At 68.1% G+C, this 17935-nt stretch carries 13 protein-coding genes and 3 pseudogenes; 6 read left to right on the top strand and 10 right to left on the bottom strand.

Annotation, left to right across the window (positions count from 1 at the left end):
- Positions 1-604 precede the first annotated feature (604 nt).
- The 3 genes from Q9G87_RS24320 (at position 605) to Q9G87_RS24310 (ending at position 3154) form a co-directional block, all read left to right on the top strand.
- Positions 605-790 (top strand): hypothetical protein, encoded by a 186-nt coding sequence (locus Q9G87_RS24320; protein ID WP_305918753.1) that lies wholly within the window; start codon positions 605-607, stop codon positions 788-790.
- A gap of 701 nt (positions 791-1491) precedes the next feature.
- The gene (locus Q9G87_RS24315; RefSeq protein WP_305918752.1) at positions 1492-2541 is read left to right on the top strand and encodes an IS110 family RNA-guided transposase; all 1050 of its coding nucleotides are present in this window, start codon (positions 1492-1494) and stop codon (positions 2539-2541) included.
- Positions 2542-2959: 418 nt separating this feature from the next.
- A complete protein-coding gene (locus Q9G87_RS24310) occupies positions 2960-3154 on the top strand; it encodes a hypothetical protein (RefSeq protein WP_305918751.1) in 195 nt (64 codons plus the stop codon).
- 471 nt (positions 3155-3625) lie between these two features.
- Here the strand turns inward: Q9G87_RS24310 and Q9G87_RS24305 are convergent, their stop codons facing one another.
- The 6 genes from Q9G87_RS24305 to Q9G87_RS24280 all read right to left on the bottom strand — a co-directional run bounded on the left by Q9G87_RS24305 (position 3626) and on the right by Q9G87_RS24280 (position 9258).
- On the bottom strand, positions 3626-4276 hold the full coding sequence (locus Q9G87_RS24305) for an NADPH-dependent F420 reductase (RefSeq protein ID WP_305918750.1): 651 nt from the start codon (positions 4274-4276) through the stop codon (positions 3626-3628).
- 588 nt (positions 4277-4864) lie between these two features.
- Entirely contained in the window at positions 4865-5482 is a 618-nt protein-coding gene (locus tag Q9G87_RS24300) for a hypothetical protein (protein WP_305918749.1), read from the bottom strand.
- On the bottom strand, positions 5473-6954 hold the full coding sequence (locus tag Q9G87_RS24295; RefSeq protein WP_305918748.1) for a hypothetical protein: 1482 nt from the start codon (positions 6952-6954) through the stop codon (positions 5473-5475). Before Q9G87_RS24295 ends, Q9G87_RS24300 begins: the two co-directional genes overlap by 10 nt.
- Positions 6951-7808, bottom strand: coding sequence for an ABC transporter ATP-binding protein (locus tag Q9G87_RS24290; RefSeq protein ID WP_305918747.1), 858 nt, complete (start codon positions 7806-7808; stop codon positions 6951-6953). Before Q9G87_RS24290 ends, Q9G87_RS24295 begins: the two co-directional genes overlap by 4 nt.
- Positions 7793-8641 (bottom strand): cupin domain-containing protein, encoded by an 849-nt coding sequence (locus Q9G87_RS24285; RefSeq protein ID WP_305918746.1) that lies wholly within the window; start codon positions 8639-8641, stop codon positions 7793-7795. The genes Q9G87_RS24290 and Q9G87_RS24285 overlap by 16 nt, the downstream gene beginning before the upstream one ends.
- Entirely contained in the window at positions 8638-9258 is a 621-nt protein-coding gene (locus Q9G87_RS24280; RefSeq protein WP_305918745.1) for an RNA polymerase sigma factor, read from the bottom strand. The genes Q9G87_RS24285 and Q9G87_RS24280 overlap by 4 nt, the downstream gene beginning before the upstream one ends.
- Before the next feature lie 255 nt (positions 9259-9513).
- On the opposite strand from Q9G87_RS24280, the pseudogene Q9G87_RS60765 reads away from it, so the two are divergent.
- A pseudogene (locus Q9G87_RS60765) lies at positions 9514-10196 on the top strand (recombinase family protein).
- A 21-nt stretch (positions 10197-10217) separates the two neighbouring features.
- Here Q9G87_RS60765 and Q9G87_RS24265 read toward each other — a convergent pair.
- From Q9G87_RS24265 to pdxR, 4 genes and pseudogenes are all read right to left on the bottom strand, one after another.
- A pseudogene (locus Q9G87_RS24265) lies at positions 10218-12187 on the bottom strand (transposase); the annotation flags it as partial.
- 776 nt (positions 12188-12963) lie between these two features.
- Positions 12964-13494 (bottom strand): annotated as a pseudogene (locus Q9G87_RS61365) (DUF4158 domain-containing protein); the annotation flags it as partial.
- Between the two features lie 81 nt (positions 13495-13575).
- Positions 13576-14139, bottom strand: a complete 564-nt coding sequence (locus Q9G87_RS24255) for a recombinase family protein (RefSeq protein ID WP_305918742.1) — start codon at positions 14137-14139, stop codon at positions 13576-13578.
- Positions 14140-14369: 230 nt separating this feature from the next.
- Positions 14370-15818, bottom strand: a complete 1449-nt coding sequence (gene pdxR, locus Q9G87_RS24250) for a MocR-like pyridoxine biosynthesis transcription factor PdxR (protein ID WP_305918741.1) — start codon at positions 15816-15818, stop codon at positions 14370-14372.
- Positions 15819-15893: 75 nt separating this feature from the next.
- Here pdxR and Q9G87_RS24245 point away from each other — a divergent pair, with 75 nt between their 5' ends.
- Both Q9G87_RS24245 and Q9G87_RS24240 read left to right on the top strand, forming a co-directional pair.
- Positions 15894-17072 carry an MFS transporter gene (locus tag Q9G87_RS24245; protein ID WP_305918740.1) on the top strand — a complete coding sequence of 393 codons (1179 nt, stop codon included), beginning with the start codon at positions 15894-15896 and terminating at the stop codon, positions 17070-17072.
- Positions 17069-17734: an HAD family hydrolase gene (locus Q9G87_RS24240; protein WP_305918739.1), complete on the top strand. Its 666-nt coding sequence runs from the start codon at positions 17069-17071 to the stop codon at positions 17732-17734. The genes Q9G87_RS24245 and Q9G87_RS24240 overlap by 4 nt, the downstream gene beginning before the upstream one ends.
- Positions 17735-17935 lie beyond the last annotated feature (201 nt).

Genomic DNA, 17935 nt, shown 5'->3' with positions numbered 1-17935 from the left:
ACGTACACCACGGCGGACCAGCAGAAGGGTAGGCGGCGACCCGATGAGGATCACCGGGTCGCCGCCGAGCATGACCATCTAGTCGCCATCCTCTCGGCTATGAGGGCCGGCAGTATTTCGCCATGCCATCGTCGAGTCCTCTCTGCCATCCCAGCATGTAGCCATCGGCGTAACCCTTGCCGTAAGCACCTGGCGGCCAATTTGGCCAACTCGGGATGTCGGCACAGTGCTCCCGGGCGCGTGCCTCTCCTTCTTGGTAGCCTTCCTTGAGTCCCGTGGAGTAGCCCTTTTGGTAAGGAGAATCATCGTCTGATGGCGCTAGCGCCGTCGGTGTGACGTGCGTCTCCGAGATCGGGCTAGCCAAGGTCGGCGCCTCAACGGGCCAGAGCGCGACCGTGGCGAAGAACGCTGTTCCGAGGATGGTTGACCGCGAAGGGTAACGCATATTCGTCTCCTTTCGTCGGACGATGGCACCCTAGAGACGATTAATCAGAGAATAGGCGAGGATTTTTGTCCCCATAGATAAACAAGAAAAGCGCTAGCGATAACGTCGGACGCCCATTCGGCTCACGGTGTCTAGATGCCTTCTCTTCCACTCTATGACATGGCTACCGACAATTCTCAAGCCTTCTCAATTCAAAATCTGCGCCATCCCTATCAAACGACTCTCGAGCTCGTATGCCTCGCGCTGGGCCCGCTGCTCGCCCAGCAGGGCGGTGCGCTCTGCTTCACGCTGTTGGACCGGCCACGGGGCGACGAGTTGCTCGGCGAAGGTGATCCACGCGGATAGGCGGTGCCGGATCCAGCCGGGCAGCGAGCGCGGGTCGTGTGTGTGGATCCATGGAGTTCCGTCCGGCCGGTGGTCGAGGGCATGCCGGATATCGCTGATGGTCGCGCCGAGGTCAACGCGGCCCGCAGAACCGAGCGCAGGTGCCGGGCAGAGATCCGGCGGAACAGCGGCAGTTCACGGATCAGCCTTTCGCACGCTGCGAGCCGATCTCTCTTGGTGACCGGCGTGACGGTCGCTGGCCACTCACGGGCCGGTGTCGAGGGTGGGGCGGGCTGTCTTGCGCGCGCGTTACGGGGAGTCTCATCACCTACAGGAGTAGGTGAGGGCTTGGGGGTGAACGATCTTTCCACAGCGGGCTGACCTGCAGGAAGGTCGGGCACCAGCTCCAGGTGCGGGCGGGTCGGCACGGTCTCGCAGGGCCATGGAAGCTCCTCCGCGCTCACGGGCGTGACCGTCGCCGCCGCTCACCGTGAGCGGCTTCATCCGCTCGTAGCCCAGGCACGACGAAAGGCCCGGTCATCCTCGCGTGGAGGATGACCGGGCCCTTTGTTCCTGTGGTGCCGCCTCTGAAGACTGGTAGGTGACGGGGTTTGATGCGATGAAGGAGCGGGGCCTCCGCTCCCCCGTGACGGCTCGTGAGCGTTGAGAGACGCTCGGGTCACCACAACCATTCGTCCCTCGACGGACGAGAGGAGGCCCTGATGAGCACAGCGTACGACGGTCAGCAGTACGTTGGTATCGACCTGCATCGGCGCAGGTCGGTCATCGTGCGGATGACCGAGGACGGGCGCAAGCTGGCGTGCGTGCGGATCGACAACGATCCGGTCGCGCTGGAGCGGGAGATCGTCAAGGCCGGGGTCGCGCCCAAGGTGGTGCTGGAGGCCACGTACGGCTGGTACTGGGCGGCCGACGTGCTGGAGGAGGCCGGAGCCGAGGTGCACCTGGCCCACCCACTCGGGGTCAAGGCGTTCTCCTACCGGCGGGTCAAGAACGACGAACGCGACGCGGCCGACCTGGCCGACCTGCTGCGCATGGGACGCCTGCCCGAGGCCTGGATCGCCCCACCCGACGTGCGAGAGCTACGCGAGCTGGTGCGTTACAGGGCCAAGCTCGTCCAGCAGCGCACCAGCTGCAAGGACCAGCTCCACGCGGTGCTGGGCAAGCTCGGGCTGCACCCCAAGGTCAGCGATCTGTTCGGCGTCGGCGGCCGGACCTGGCTGGCCGGCCAGCAGATCCAGGGCGCCTACCGCATCCGGATCGACTCGTTACTGGCACACATCGCCCTGCTGGACGTCGAGATCGACGCCATGCAGGCCCAGGCCGGGCGGCGGCTGGCCGACCACGCCGGGTACCGGGAAATCCTCCGGCTCAAAGGCGTGGGCCCGGTCCTGGCCGCGATCTTCGCCGCGGAGATCGGCGACGCGCGCCGCTTCCGCCGTGCCGAGCAGCTGGTCTCCTGGGCCGGGCTGACCCCCAAACACCACGAGTCCGACACCAAGGTGGTCCGTGGCCGGATCACCAAGCAGGGCTCGAAGCTGGTGCGCTGGGCTGCCGTGGAGGCCATCCAGCACGCCGATACCTCCACTTCCTACGGCGCGCTGCGCGCCACGATTCTCAACCGCCGCGGAAGCGACTTCAAAGGCGTCGCCAAGGTCGCCGCGGCCCGTGAACTGCTCACCCTGGTCTACTACGGGCTGCGCGATGGCCACATCCGCTGCCTGGATCGCCCCAGCGCGAAGGCCGGCGCGTGAGCAGGCCGGACGCGACCGGGCACGAGGTCGGGAGAGCCATGCCCCCCACACGCGCGAAGGCCAGCGCTTGATTGACCCTGCCCGGTCACGGCGTCTGGCTTCATGCACGCGTCCCACGACCGCTGCGAAGGGATGGCCCGGCAGCCGGCCCGACCGGCTCGCCCACACCCCCCAAGTGGGTGACGCGAAGCCACAGCCGCACAACTCCATAAAGACCGTCCCGGCCCTCCCCACGATCGCCGGGCTCAAGCGGCGGCCTCAAGACCGTTCGTCCTCGCTCCGCTGCGGGCGCTCCGCCTTGACCCCACCGCCCAGCCCAGCCATGCCCAAATCAGGCCGGAACCCCAGGAAACGGACATCAGAGACGGGTTGACCAGCCCCGCTCCTTCAGGGATGGCTCTCGACGTAACGTCAGCCTATGGATGAGCAGCACGAGGCGATAGAGGCCGTGCTGAAGCCCGTCCGGGAAGCCTTCCGCGCGCTTGACGGCCACCTGACGTTGGACGAGGCACGCGTCGCCATCCGCAAACTGCACACCGCGACGGAGCAGGCCGACGACGATCTGCGCGAGATCAAGCTCGCGGCCCTGCCGCGATTCTCACCGCCGGGCTGACGGCCATGGCTGGGTGCAGTGATGTAACAGCGCTGCAACCAACGCTGATGGGCTCTACATGGGCGAGGTGGAAAAGCCAGACAAGGATCGGCAGGTGAGCGTCCGCAGGATCCGGCGGCCTTTCCGGAGCTGCGGCTGATGAGAATCGGCACAGCGCTGGCGCTGGTGACTGGAGCTGCTGTGGTGCTCCTGACCGTGGTCATCATCGGCGGACCGGAACGCCACTGGCCCCGACCCGCACGTCGCACTTCGCCGCCCTGCGTCTTGCTGCGTGATGAGCCCATGCCGGGTGTCTGCCCGTGAGCAACCTCGATCCGACCCCCGGCAAGACACGTCCCGTGCCTGACCATATCGACGATCTCAGACGCTGTTGTGCGGACTCTTGGGAACCCGGACTTCAGCCTCTCTGCTTTGCCGTGTCGCCAATCCACCCACGAGGAGCAAATGATCCAGTGATCTGAAGTCCGCCACCTAGCCCCGGGTCGGAGGAACCACCCGTATCCCGAAACCATACGAGCCGATCGCGCCGGCGATCCCCAGGAAGAGCAAACTGTAATGCTCCTGGCCCCGAGCGGTGGTGATGCCTCCCAGATCGAGCAACGACCCCGTAGACCAGCCCAGGTCATTCAGGAGCCCGCCGACCGTGCGTTTGGCCTCGGCGTCATCCCCTGAGAGGAAGAGCGTGCTCGGGCCCTCCAACGAGTCAGGCGCGCCCATGAGCCGTGCGTCGATGGTACAGAGAGTCTTGACCACCATCGTGTCCGGAAACGTTCGCTGGATTTCCTCACCGAGGCTCTCTCCAGGATGGGAGAGCGCGCCGTCCTCCGTGAAACCAACCGACACGTCGAGCAGCACCTTCCCCGCCAGGGCCGGGGCACCTATCTCGGCGAGCAGCGGCACGGACGCTGTGCCGGGTGTCGCGTTGACCACCACCTCCGCACCCACGACGGCTGAGGGCGGGTCCACGATCGATACGTCCTCTCCCAGCGCAGCCGCCAGTTCCTCCCGCAATTCGGTGTCGGCCGACCGCCGCGATCCCAGGACGACGTCATGGCCCGCACCGGCCCAGCAGACGGCCAGTGCCCGTCCTACGTTGCCCGTTCCAAGAATTCCGATCTTCATGGCATTGACCCTATGGCGGTCTCGCCCGCCGCCGCCTCCCACCACAGCCGGGTATGCCATACGCCATTGGTCGTAGGACCTTGCACACGGCGCAAAACCACCCGCTGGAGCGAACCTGCCCTCCCCCACACCCGCCTGGCGCCGCTGTCTACCCGACAACATCCGCCCGTTGCGCGATACGAAATCGCAGACTGTCACACAATTGGCGCTGACAAGTGTGTGACAGGAGTGCAGCAACACCCTCCAACTAGGGGGTCAGCCCACATAAGCCCAAAACCCACATTGAGTGGATCTTGAAGGGTTCATTCAGCCGTCGGTTTCGCAGCCGGGCGTGTCGAGTAGCCGGTGTTCATCTGTCGAACCCTGCCAGGCACATTGTGCGTGGACCGTTTATGGCTTGTCGTCACGGCGTGTTGAAACCACCGGGAGTGTTCGAGCCGGAACGTCTCAGCCGACAAACGGTGGCATGGGCAGAGAGTCGCCTGGCCGGTGTCCGACCAGGCGCTCAGCGTTTCGGTGCTTACGATTGGCACAGGCCAGGTGGCAGAACACCCGAGAATCGATGAAGCCGACGCCTTGTCCGTCTTCTCAGCGTAGATCCCGGCTCGCCCAGCCCAGTGCGGCGAGTGTGGGCGGCAGCATGGCCAGCCACCCGTGGTGCACGATCTCCCAGTTCTCCTCTTCCGGATAGAGCCACGGCCAGTAGGGTCCCCGCAGAACCAGGCTCACCGAGACGATCACTAGTAAACCGCCCATGCCCGCGAGGGCGGCTGCCTTTCCTTGGTGCATGCGCCCGGCTATCGATGCCGTCAGCAGGCCGATCGCGATGCACACCGCTGCCTCCACCGCCATCCCCGCCACCTTGAGCTGTCCGCCCTCGGGCAGCCGGGCTACAGCGATGGCGCACGCGATCCCCCATATCAGCCCCGTGGTAAGGCCTCCGAGGCCGCAGCGCAGCCACTGGCGGAGCCAGCGGGGCACCGGGGCCGCGCCCGTGCTCGCGGTCATCTCGTCGATCACGGCGAATCCGGCGGCGGCGCCCAGCATCACTCCCATCATCCTGAGCAGGGTGAAAGCGGTCCCGACGCCTAACGCAGAACCGGCCTCGATCACCAAGGCCATGACCACAGCAAGGATCCCGGTGACCGCGAGAGGAAGCCAGTCGATCGCCCGCGCGATCGGCCTGATCAGCTGGATCACGAGCATGGTTGCCCCTTCACCGGCTCGGCGGGGAACTCGAGGCGCAGGCCCAGCAGCGGAAGCGCCTGCTCGACCGTCGTGCCGGGCTTCAGCAGCGTGTCCCAGTGCGTCCAGATTCGTTGCCGGGCATCGGGCGTGGCGAGCAGTCTGCGGGCGTACCTCAGCTCGGCCGTGCCGTACCGGACCATGCCCAGCGGTGACTGCACCGACAGGAAGACGGAGGAACCAATCTGGATCTCCCGGTCTTCGGGCGGAGCCAGCGCAACGGCCTGGCCGAGCAGCCACAGACCCACCAGTGCCCTGCTTTGGCCCTGGAGGTCGCAGCCCGCCCTCGGCGGTCGCAGTCCCAGCACAGAGCGGATGAGCTGAGAGGCGAGCACGGCCCGGTAGGTGTTCTCGGCTCCAGCCCGTCCCCACATCATGAACGTGCGGATGGGCGGCTCCTCATCGCCGTCCGCGCTGAACCATGTGTCGGTGAATTGCCGCACGGCCGGCAGCCGGTCACGCTCCGCCGGGGGCAGCGCCTGCGCCACGGGGTTCACCGCCGATACCCAAGACGGGATCCAGGCGACGTAGTCCGGGAAGGCGCAGTAGGTGACGGCGCCGTGCCTTTCGCATCGCCGCGCGTCCCGCCCGAAATAACGTTCCCGGACCTGGGCGTCCATGTCGTCGAGCAACGCGGCCGGATTTTCCTGCATGGTCTCGAACCGGTGGTTGATCTCCTCTCCCGGAGCGGCGGCGGTCGCGGCCGCCCCCGTGGGCACCGCAACCGCCGCAGCAGTCAGGGCCGCGACCAGCCGCACCGGCCTGGCCCCGTGCCGCAGCAGGGCCAGGGCCCCGAAGAGAGCGACGGAAGCGAGGAGGTAGATGGCGTGCAACGCCGATGGGCGTTGTGGCCAGTCGGGCCCGTGGAAGAGCACGACCGGCAGGAACCAGCTCCCGTAACCGCTCTGCTGACTGTTTATCCAGGTGAATGCGCCGATCAGGAAGGCTATTACGGGAACGGCGACCAGCCAGGGAGTCCACCTGCCGAGCATCGCGCCGAGGGCCGCGGCGAAGGGCACGGCCAGCACCCCGCCCAGCGCCTCGTAGGGGTCGAATACGCCTGCTGTCGGGCCCATCGCGAAACGCGCCAGCAAGTAGCCGATCATCAATGGCAGCGCGATCCCGGCTCCGACCATCACGGCCGCCAAAGTCGCGGCTTTGGTCCGCTCCGCGGCGTGACCGGACAGCGCGCCGAGCGTCTCGGGCATGCCGCCCCGGGTGTCCCGGGACGTCGCAAGGTTGGCTGTGAGCATCATGGCCACCGCCAGGAGCAGCATTGCGCCCGACGTGCTCGTCGGATCGACGCTCATGTCGGGCAGCCACTGCCAGGTCGCGATGAGCCGCAACCCCAGGCAGAGCGCGGCGGCACCCCATGGGATGGGGCTGCGTATGAGCCTGAGGACCTCGAACAGGAACAATGATCGGAAGATCATGTCGCCGCCTCGACCGGCTCACCGAGCAGCAGCAGGTAACCGTCCTCGACGGTCGGCGCGGCGGGCGCCGCGTCCGGCGGCCCGGCTCCCAGGCTCCGGTAGCGGCCGTCCGCGGTCCGCCAGAACAGGCGAGAGTCCAGGGGAGACGCGTCGGAGACCCACACCTGGCCGGACGCGACAGTGGCGAGCTCACCGGGGGTCCCCTGAAACACCACGCGCCCCCGATTCATCACGATCACGCGCTCGCACAGGGCCGCGACGTCCTCGGTCTGGTGGGTGGACAGCAGCACCGTACGGTTCTCGCCGAGCCGGGAGACCAGCGCCCGGAACCGCATGCGCTGCTCGGGGTCCAAGCCGACCGTGGGCTCATCGAGGATGAGCAGGTCGGGCTGGCCAAGTAGCGCCTGGGCCAGGGCCAGCCGCTGTTTCATGCCACCGGACAGCTTGCGCACCTTCGTCCTGGCGCGGTCGGCCAGGTCGACCTCCGCAAGGACCCGGCGCACCTCTCGGTGGCGTTCACGCCGGTCCGTCAGCTCCTTCAGGATCGCCACGTAGTCGACCAGTTCGAAGAGCGTGAAGTGAGGGTAGAAGCCCGGGTCCTGCGGGAGGTAACCCAGGCGGCGGCGCAGTTCGGTCCGCTGGCCCCGGTCCGCAGGATCCAGACCGAGAGCGCGCACCTGGCCACCGTCGGGAGCCAGCGTGGTCGCCAGGCTCCGCAACAGCGTGGTCTTGCCTGCACCGTTGGGGCCGAGCAGCCCAGTCACCCCTCGGCCGAACTCCAGGGTGAGGCCGTCGAGCACGACGTACCGGCCATATTTCTTGGTCAGGCCGCGAACGGTCACGGTCGGGTCCATTTGGGTTCTCCTGAGTCGAAGCGAGCACGCCGCAGGTAGATGAGAGGGATGAGGATCAGCGCGGCCGCGCCGTACAGAGCCTGGGCTGCAGGTGAGAAGGGCGTCAGCACGTCACCGGTGAGCTTGGTGGAGGCCAGTACGGCGCCGAACCAGGCGGCGGTCAGCGCGGCAGCTGAGATCAGCGGCGGGAATCGGGTCGACATGGCCAGGGTGGCCGCGGTGAGCGCGAGAGCGGGCAGTAGCCACGCCGCCGTCAGCCCCCGCGGGCCGGGCAGCAGCGGCGTCGCTATTCCCGTCAACACGATCGCGGTTACCAGCACAGCGACGGCGCGCAACAACAGGGCCCTGACACCTCCCATGGGAGTGGCGGCCTGCAGTTCGTGGACGGGATCAACCCGGGGCCCGTAGGCGACGGCGATGCCTGCCAGCGGCAGCACGGGCGCGAGCACGAGGAAGGGCACCAGTCCGTCGAAGACGGCCTGAGGATCACGGCTGACCAAGTGGGCGGCGGCCACGGCGAAGGCTGTCACCGCAGTGACCGCCAGCAGCCACCCCCGGGCAAGAGCAGGGGTGGCCGCGAGAAACGTGGCCACGTGCTCGGGGACACCGAACCGACGCAGAAGCCGCGCCACAGGTCGCGGCCGGGGCCGGTCCACCAGGTCCTCGATCCTCGCCCAGCTCTCGGCGAGCCACTCCCGCTCGTACGGCACCCCCGCGCGGCAGCGTTCACACCGGGCGAGGTGGCTCTCCACCGACATCACCTGAACCGGTTCGAGATAGCCGCTCACGTACTGCTCGATCAGCTCTTCGGGCAGGTGCCATGGCGCGTTCATGCGAGATACCCCCTGAGCTGTGCCTTGGCCCGCATAACGCGGGTCTTCACGGTTCCCTCGGGGACGCCGAGGAGCAGGGCGGCCTCACGTACGGTGAGGCCGTCGAGGACGGTGGCCTGGATGGCCGCGCGCAGGTCCGGCGACAGCCTGGCCAGCGCGGCGCCCAGGTTGCCGTGCTCCACGCCGACCAAGACCGCGTCCTCGGCCGACTCGGTGATCAGGTGTGCGGCGGTCGGTCGTGCGCCTGATCGGTGGCTCCCCGCTGCGTGCGAGTCATCGAGCGCGGCGACGGGCTGGGTGGCGCCGCTGCGGCGCAGCGCGGAAATCAGCCTGCGGATCGCGATCGTCCAGATCCACGCCGCTGCCTCGCCTTCCGACGAGCGGTAGCGATGCGCGTCGCGCCAGACGGCAACGAAGGTGTCCTGAATCGCGTCGTCCACGAGATCGAAGTCGGCGCACCGGCGGGCCAGCCGTACCCGCAGCCAGGGCGCGTGCCGCTGGTGCAGGAGCTTCAGCGCCTCCACCTGGTCGGCCGCAACGGCCGCGAGAAGCTCGGCATCGTTACTGTGGGGACCGACCGCGGGTGGTTCGCGGCGGCGTGTAAAGAATGAGCGCACATTCCGATCTATCGCAAGATCCGGCGTGTCTGGTTCCGTGATGGCAGAAATATCTCGACTCCGGGAGGCACCCGCCACCAGTCGCGAGCGGCTTCCAGGCCTGGCTGCCCGCTGGAGCAGGGTCTTCAAGAAACCGTCGTTTCTTGAAGATCGCTCAGGTCTGGCTCCAGAAGGCCGGAATGCCTTCAATAACTCGTTTCAACAACCTGGGTGATTCAACAACCCCGAACACCGTTTCTTGAGTAGATCGAAGACGTGACGAGCTCTCTGGAACTACCCGACGACCCGCTCGGCATCTTCCCCGCCCTCCGCTCGGAGATCCTCATCGGCTACGCCCGGGTCTCGACCCGCGACCAGAACCTCGACCGGCAACTCGACGCCCTGGTCAAGGCGGGCTGCCGCCGCGTCTTCGCCGACAAGAAGTCTGGCAAGACCGCGCTGCGCCCGGAACTGAAGGCATGCCACGCCTTCCTGTCCGCAGGCGACACTCTGGCCGTCGCCTCCCTGGACCGCTACGGGCGGTCCCTCCAAGACCTCATCACCATGGTGGGTGAGCTGCGCAAGCGCGAGATCGGGTTCACCTCGCTGCACGAGAGCCTGGACACCACCACCCCGGCGGCCGGCTCATCTTCCACGTGTTCGCCGCGCTGGCCGAGTTCATCCGTGAACTCATCGTCGCCGGCACCCACGAGGGCCTGGCCGCCGCCCGGGCCCGCGGCCGCACCGGCGGGCGGCCCACCGTGGCCACCCCTGACCTCATCCGCGCCGCCCGTGATCTGCTGCCCGACCCCGGACGGTCGGTCACCTCGATCGCCAAGCTGCTGGGCGTGTCGGTCGGCACGCTCTACAACCACATCCCCGACCTGCAGCAGCTGCGGGCGGCCGAGCTGCCTACCTCCCCGCAGGACCGCCCGGCGCCCGGGGCCGGCACGTCGTGAGCGCGGTCCCCGTATGGTGGTCTACGCCGCCTCGGCCAGGGTGGTGAAGTCGATCTCGGGCAGGTCGGGGTCGAAGTCGTCGGGGCGCAGTCGCAGCACGTCGGTGGCGTATACGCCGAACCGGCTAATGTGTGCGGTCAGGTAGGGCGACAGCTGCGCGACGTCCTCGGCGCTGATCTCCCAGCCCTCGGCCAACAGCTGGCGCATCACCTCCATCATGTCCAGCGCCGTATGGAAGATCACGCAGTTGGCCAGCAGGGAGTTGAATTTGATCATCTTCTCCTGCTCGGCCGGGTCGTTGTCGGCGATGACGCCGTCGTTGCCGAAGCGCAGCCAAGCGGAGAACCCGTTGAACCCCTCGACCTTGTTGGTGACCGCGGTGATGCGCCGCCGCAGCGCGGGGTCGGCCAGGAAGCGCAGCAGCGCGACGGTGCGCACGCTGCGGCCGACCTCCCGGAATGCCTTGTAGATCTCGTTCTTGCGGGAGTGGGAGCCGAGCCGGCGCAGCAGGGTTACGGAGTTGAGCCTGCCCTCGCGGATGGAGATCGCCACCCGCATGAGGTCGGGCCACATCTTCTCCACCAGGTCCCAATCGATCACATTACGGGCGCCGCTCTCGCTCCGGAACAGGGCGTCGATGTGGTGGTAGGTGACCTGGTCGGCGTGCTGGAAGAAAGTTAGGCCTTTCCAGTTGCGAATCCGCGGCATCAGATCGAACCCGAACAGATGCGCCAGCGTGAAGACAGGGAACGATTGGCCCTGGGTATCGGCGTGCACCGTCTTGGGCTGGACCTCGGAGGCGTTGGCCAGCAGCCCGTCGATGATGTAGATCGCCTCCCACGCCCCACAGGGCACAAATCTGGAAAACAGGGCAATATAGTTATCCGATACATAATGGTAGGCAATGCCACCAAAGCCCCCATATCGGATCGACGTCTCGGCGAGCAGATTATCGATGTAGGTGTCGACCCGCGTGCCGTCGGTGCCCACGCTGCTGCCATCACCCCACGCCTTGACCACGTCCAGCTGGGCGAAGGCGTTGACCACGTCGGTGATCGCCTTGTTCAGCTTGGCCAGGCTGATGTGCCGGTTCTTGGCCAGCGAGATCTCGTGCGCGGTGATCCCCTCGATGTGCCGGGCGGCCTCGGCCGGGCCCATGTTCGACCCGCAGGCGAACGTGGTCAGCACGTAGCGGTCCTGCGGCTTCTTCAGCTTCGGATCATGGCCGGAGGCGGACCCGAAATGCCGGTGCCAGCCCAGCCGGTACGCGGTGCGTGAGACGATCTCGATCAGCGTGCGTTCGGGCATCCGCGCCTTGATCTCCGCCCCCAGCTTGGCCGCCGCCGCGGTGGTGCCGAGCCCGGCCTGCCGTTTGAGCGTCGGAGTGCCGTCCTTGGCGAACGTCAAGTCCTCATTCTCGGCGTAGCCCGCGTCCAGGTGCTCGGCGGCCTGGCGATGGCGATCCTTCAACTCGGCCACGAACTCGGCCGCGCTCGCCGGCAGGCCCGCCTCGGCGCAGTAGGCCGCCAGCAGGGGCCGGCACTGATCGAAGCTCAGCAGGTGCGAGCTCCAGTCGCCGTACTCCGCCGCCCCGGCCACCGCGATGTCGCCGGTGCGTAACTCCTCGGCCAGATAAGCGAACACCATCGCCTCGAAGTGCCGTTTGACCAGCATGCCCGGATGCTTGCGGTCCCGGATCGCGCGTAGCCAGTTGGCCGAGGCGAACCCCAGATCCAGGTCGCGGCCATCCGCGCTCCGAGCGGGAATGAAATCCCGAGTCTTGCCCCAGTAGGTCAGGGCGTGCTCCAGCGCGTCCAGCACGCTGCGGTCGGCCGAGGTCGCCTTGAACCGCAACACGCCGGCCAGGGCGAGCATGGTGGGCCGGTCGGCCTTGAAGAACTGCTGGATGAGCAGCTCATGGTTGTCGTGCTGGTAGGCCGTCACTCCTCGATGTCGGCCAGCTGCGCGCTCGCGCCGCCGGCTCGCTCCACCACCTGGCGGACCGACCCCATCCCCGCGGCCTGCATCCGCACCGCCTTGACCAGCACCTCGACCGCAGCCTCCAAACCGGCCCGCTGATCCGGCCGCGTAGGGTCCCGCCCGCCTCACCGCCCGCCGCGCTGGTGGCCGCAGTGCCTGCATCCGCGCCTGCGTCACCGGCTGGGCCGGTCAGCGCGGACAGGGCCATCATCACCATCTGCGCGGCCGCGGCCGCCTCGACCGGACCGCCCGGCACCAAGCCCTGCAGCACCCCCCGGTAGGTGAGGATCAAGCTCTCCACCACCTGCCGCTGCCGCAGGTGGATCTCCTCCAGTTTGGCCTTGGCCTTCTTGTTCGTGGCCGCCATCCGCTTGCACAACATCTCGGCGAGATCATCACGCGCCTGCGCCTGGGCGGTGTGCACCAGGCACACCAGCAGCGCGACCCGCTTGGCGTCGACGGTGTAGGCCCGGGCCAGCACATCAGCGTCGGCCGCATCGGCCTCCCCGGCGAAATCGGCGATCTTCGATGCGGCGATGCCCTCCAGCACCGCCTCGGTGTCACACAATCCCTCCACCCACGCCAGGTGGGCGGCCTGCTCCCTGAACTTCGACCAGCTCGCCCGCCGCGCCGGCTTCTTCAACCGGTCCAGATCACTCTTACCGTCCGGCCCGACCACCAGCAACGCCTCGATCCGCTCGCGGTCCCGGGCGCTCAGCCGCCGCCAGATCGTCTGGAAGATCTGGCCGTTGACCTGACCGCGAATCGTCGACTCCATGGCATCCAGCGTCGAGAACGCCGGCAGCTCCAGTCGTGCCTGGGCCAGCCGCTCCAACGCCACGTTGATCAGATCCGGCGGATGGTTCTTCACCCACGCCGCCCGGGTCATCGCCTTGGCCGCGATCTTGCGAGCCTTGCCCGGCGCGTAGGCCACCCCCTCCCGGCGCCGCACCAGCACTCGATGCGACTCCGCCGTACGCGGCGAGGCATACACCGGCGCCACGTCCTCGCCCAGCTCCAGGCGCCGTCGTACGTGCTCCACCACCACGGGCGGCACCTCACGGGCCTTGGCGAAACGGCCCAGCCGCTGAAAGCACTTCAGCGCGAGCGTCAACGCCAGCAGGTGCTCATCGGTGTCGGTCTTCTCCCGCGCCCACGCCATCTCCTCCTGCGAGGGGGAGTAGAAGAGGTACAACTCGCGGGTCATCATCAAGCGCGGGAACACCCGATAGGCGGTCCGCTCGACCGACGTCACCGCACGTGCCTCCCGGCTCAACCCGCCAACGGACGAGCCACACCGTAGCGAGACGATCCCCATCCTCGACAGACGAAGAAGATCACAGCTTCATCAACCCACCCGGCTCACCCACTCAAGATCCACTCAATGTGGGTTTTGGGCTTATGTGGGCTGACCTCCGTAGACGGTGGCGCGGCCGACGGAGAAGACCTCCATGAGCTCGGCGATGGTGTACGCGCCGGTGCCGTGCATCCGGAGGAGTTCGACCTGTTGCCGGTGGGTGAGCTTGGGCTGTCGGCCCTTGAGCCTGCCGCGGGAGCGGGCGATGGCCATGCCCTCACGGGTGCGCATCTTGAGCAGGTCGGCTTCGAACTCGGCGAAGACCGCCAGCATGTTGAAGAACATCTTGGACATGGGGTCGCTGGGATCGTAGATGCTGCCGCCCAGCGAGAGACGCACACCGCGGGTGACCAGGGTGTCGCCGATGTCGCGGGCGTCGGGCACCGAGCGGGCGAGCCGGTCGAGTTTTGGGACGACCAGGGTGTCGCCGGAGCGGACGGCCGCCAGGGCCTGGTCGAGGCCGGGCCGGGCCCGGTTGGTGCCGGTCAGGCCCTTGTCGAGGTAGATCCGGTCGTCGGCGACGCCGAGGCCGGTGAGGATCTCGCGCTGGGCGGTGAGATCTTGGGCGACGGTCGAGCATCTGGCGTAGCCGATGAGTTCTCCCACTCGCCAACCGTACCGTTTAGCCCCTCATCACCGGACAATTTTGCGGACTACCTATCTGAGACAACGATTAGGAGCGCTGGAACTGCGGGCCGGTGATCGCCGCGCCTGGCCGAGTAGGTGTCCGGTTGGGGATCCCCTTACGGAACAGCCGAGGGTGACCATCACAACACGCGCCAGAGGAAGGCGTTGCAGGCCAAGTCCCGCCACCTGCATCTGGCCGGCCTCGGACGCTACGTCCGCCTTGGCCAGGAGACCTCCGCGCGCCTGACCGCCGATCGCAGGAATACCGGCGAGTCCCCCTGTAGCTGGGAGTTCGGCTCTGGCTGAGCGAAGCAGGCGGCGAAGGTCGCGGTCAGAGCATCCAAGGCCGAGGTGTAGGCGTGGTCGGGGGGACGGCCGTAGCCGATGATGACGCCCTGGCAGGTGGAGGGCAGTTCGCTGCGCTCCGACAGGTATCCGAGGGCGAGTCCGTGGGCCTGCGCGGCGGTTCGGATGTCGGTCTCGGTGGCGCCGTCCGGCGGGAGGAGGGCCAGGGCGTGCAGGCCGGCGGCGATGCCGGTCAGCGCAATCGGAAGGCCTGCGAGGTGATGGCGGAGCTGGTCCCGGCGACGGAGGTACCGCTGGCGGGACGTGCGGATGTGACGGTCGTAGACGTGGCGGATGATCAGGTCGGTCAGGGTCAGCTGGCCAAGGTGCTCGGTGTGGTGGTCGGTGTGCAGTCTGGCGTCGGCGACCGGGGCGATCAGGCAGGGCGGCAGGACCATCCAGCCGATCCGCAGCGCCGGGCCGAGTGTCTTGGACGTTGTGCCCAGATAGGCCACATGGTCGGGGGCGGCGCCCTGCAGCGCGCCGACAGGCTTGCGGTCGTAGCGGAATTCGGCGTCGTAATCGTTCTCGACGATCAGGCCACCGGACGAGCGCGCCCAGTCCAGCAAGGCACGCCGCCGGTCGGGGTGGAGGATCCGCCCGGTCGGGTACTGGTGGGCCGGGGTGACCTCCACCGCTTCCGCGCCGAGGCCGCCGAGGAGGTCGGTACGGGCGCCGAGATCGTCGACCGGTAGCGGGATCACCCGTGCGCCGGTGCGGCGAACCGCCTCGCGGTGCATCGGGACACCCGGGTCCTCCATCGCGAACGTCCCGCCGATGACCGCGGCGAGCAGCGTCAGTCCCTGCAGGTACCCGTTGGTGATCAAGATCGAGTCTGGGTGGGCCGACACGCCGCGGGCCCGTCCCAGGTATCCGGCAAGCGCGGCCCGCAGCTCCGGGCGGCCCCGCGGATCGCCGTAGCCGAAGGCGTCAGCCGGAGCCGATCCCAGGGCGCGCCGCGATGACTCGAGCCACGCCGCCACCGGGAACGCCGACGCGTCCGCGCTCCCCGGACGCAGATCGTGCCGCGGCTGCTCCGCCGCCGGCGTGGCGGAGGGCACCGGCGTGACCTGCGGTTGCAGCGCCACCACGGTGCCCGAACCCTGCCGCGCGGCCAGGTACCCTTCGGCGATCAGCTGGTCGTAGGCCGCACGCACCGTGCCCCGCGCCAGCCCCAGATCCTCCGCGAGGCGGCGGGTCGCCGGCAGCCGTGTCCCGGTCGCCAGGCGCCCCGACCGCACCGCCTCCCGCAGCGCCCGCTCCAGCCCTGTCCGCCGCCCCTCGGCGACGTCCAGTTCCAGATGTAGATCCATCCCCGGATTGGGCCACTCCTCCGCCATAAAATTGGATCTTACCAGCGGCCCAATCGTGTCCTTAGGGTCGTCCGGGTGACCACGGTTCGACCTCCGCGGGCCGTCTCCCGCAAGACCGTCCGGCTACTCGCGACGGCCTATGGGCTGACGATCGCGAACCTCTACTACTGCCAGCCCTTACTGCCGGAGATAGCCCGATCCCTTGGCCCGCACGCCGCGGACCACTTGGTCGCCGTCGGTCAGCTCGGCTACGCCCTCGCCCTGATCCTCATCGTCCCACTCGGTGACATCGCCCCCCGCCGTCCCTTCTTGGCGGTCCTGCTCTGCTGCGACGCCGCGGCCCTGGCCCTGGCCCTGACCGCCACCGCCCCCACCGCCGGCCTCCTCCTGGCAGCCGGGGCACTCATCGGGCTCACCGCTGCCGCCGTCGTCAACACCCTCATCCCCTACGCCGCCGCCCTGGCCGCACCCGACGAACGCGGACGCGCGATAGGGACGATGCTCACCGGTGGCCTCACCGGCGTTCTGCTGTCCCGTACGGTCGCGGGTCTGGTCTCGCAGGTCGCCGGCTGGAGGGCCCTGTTCGCGGGGGCGGCGGTCGTCACCCTGCTCCTGGCCGTCGTCCTCACCCGCGTCATGCCGCTCGCCCCGCCCGACCTGGCTCTCCCTTACAGGGCCCAGCTACGCGCCACCGTCCGGCTGGCGGCCACCCACCGTCTGCTGCGACGGCGTTCCTTCATCGGGGCCTGTTCCTTCGCCGCCTTCGGCGTGTTCTGGTCGACGGCCGCCTTCCGCCTCTCCGAACCTCCCTACGAGTACGGCCCTGCCCAGATCGGATTGCTGGCCCTGGCCGGCGCCGCCGGAGCAGTCGTAGCCCGCCCTCTCGGCCGCACCGCCGACCGAGCGGACCGCGTTCGGCTCACCAGGGCGACACTGGCCCTCGGCGCCGTGTCCTTCGCCGCCCTGTGGGTCGGCGGACACCACGTCGCCTGGCTCCTTATCGGGCTCCTGGCCATGGACACCGCCGTCAACGCCGTCCACCTGCTGAACATGAGCGTCGTCTACGGCATCGACGACGCCCGCGCCCGCCTCGCCTCGGTCTACATGACCGTCTACACCCTCGGCGGCGTCGCCGGCGCGGCCGTCGGCCCCTCTGCCTACGCGGTCGGCGGCTGGAGCGCGACCTGCCTCCTCGGCGCCGCATTCCTCGCGATCGCCCTCGTCCTGACGTTCACCCGAACGGAGAACCCATGAAACCCCAGCTGGTCATCTTCGACAACGACGGCGTCCTCGTCGACAGCGAACCCACCGCACACCGCGTACTGTCCGAATACCTGACGGAACTGGGCTTCCCCTTCACCCTGGAAGAGTCCTACCGGTGCTTCCTCGGCAACGCCGCCCGCAACACCCACACGGTCGTCGCCGACCGATACGGCGGCACGCTCCCCGCCGACTTCACCGCACGCTGCCACGAGCGGGTCTTCACCGCCTTCAAGCAAGGACTGGACGCCGTCCAGGGCGCTTCCACCGTCCTGACCGACCTGCGGCGCCGTGGCATCCCCTACTGCCTGGCATCCTCCTCCGACCACGCCTGGATCGACCTCACCCTTGACCGGACGGGCCTGCGCCCCCTGCTGCCGCCCGCCGTGGTCTTCAGCGCCCAGGACGTCGGCGGCGTCGGCAAACCCGCCCCCGACCTTTTCCTCCATGCCGCCGCCGCGTTCGGCACCGACCCGCGCGACTGCCTGGTCGTCGAGGACAGCCCCAACGGCGTGCGCGCCGCGAAAGCCGCTGGCATGCCCGTCGTCGGCTACACCGCCCTGACCCCTGCGAGCAGGCTCACCGGAGCCACATCCCTTATCACGCACCTGACTGGGATCCTCGACCACCTAGACCACCTCGACCACGACCGTTGAACCGAGGCCACAGACATCCACACCAGTCAGCAACTGAACACCCCGCCGAGCCTCGAGGGAGCTATCTGGCGGCTTTCCACGTCTACCGCGGCGATCCCGAGATCGAGACGCGACTCCATATCGAGCATGACCCCGACGCGATCCGAAAGGAAGATCGCGGTACCTGCCTTCTGGCGTCAGGGACAGGCACCACGAGATGAT

The organism is Nonomuraea turcica (assembly GCF_030718205.1).
Classification (GTDB): Bacteria; Actinomycetota; Actinomycetes; order Streptosporangiales; family Streptosporangiaceae; genus Nonomuraea.
This window is presented reverse-complemented; position numbering and strand designations above follow the sequence as displayed.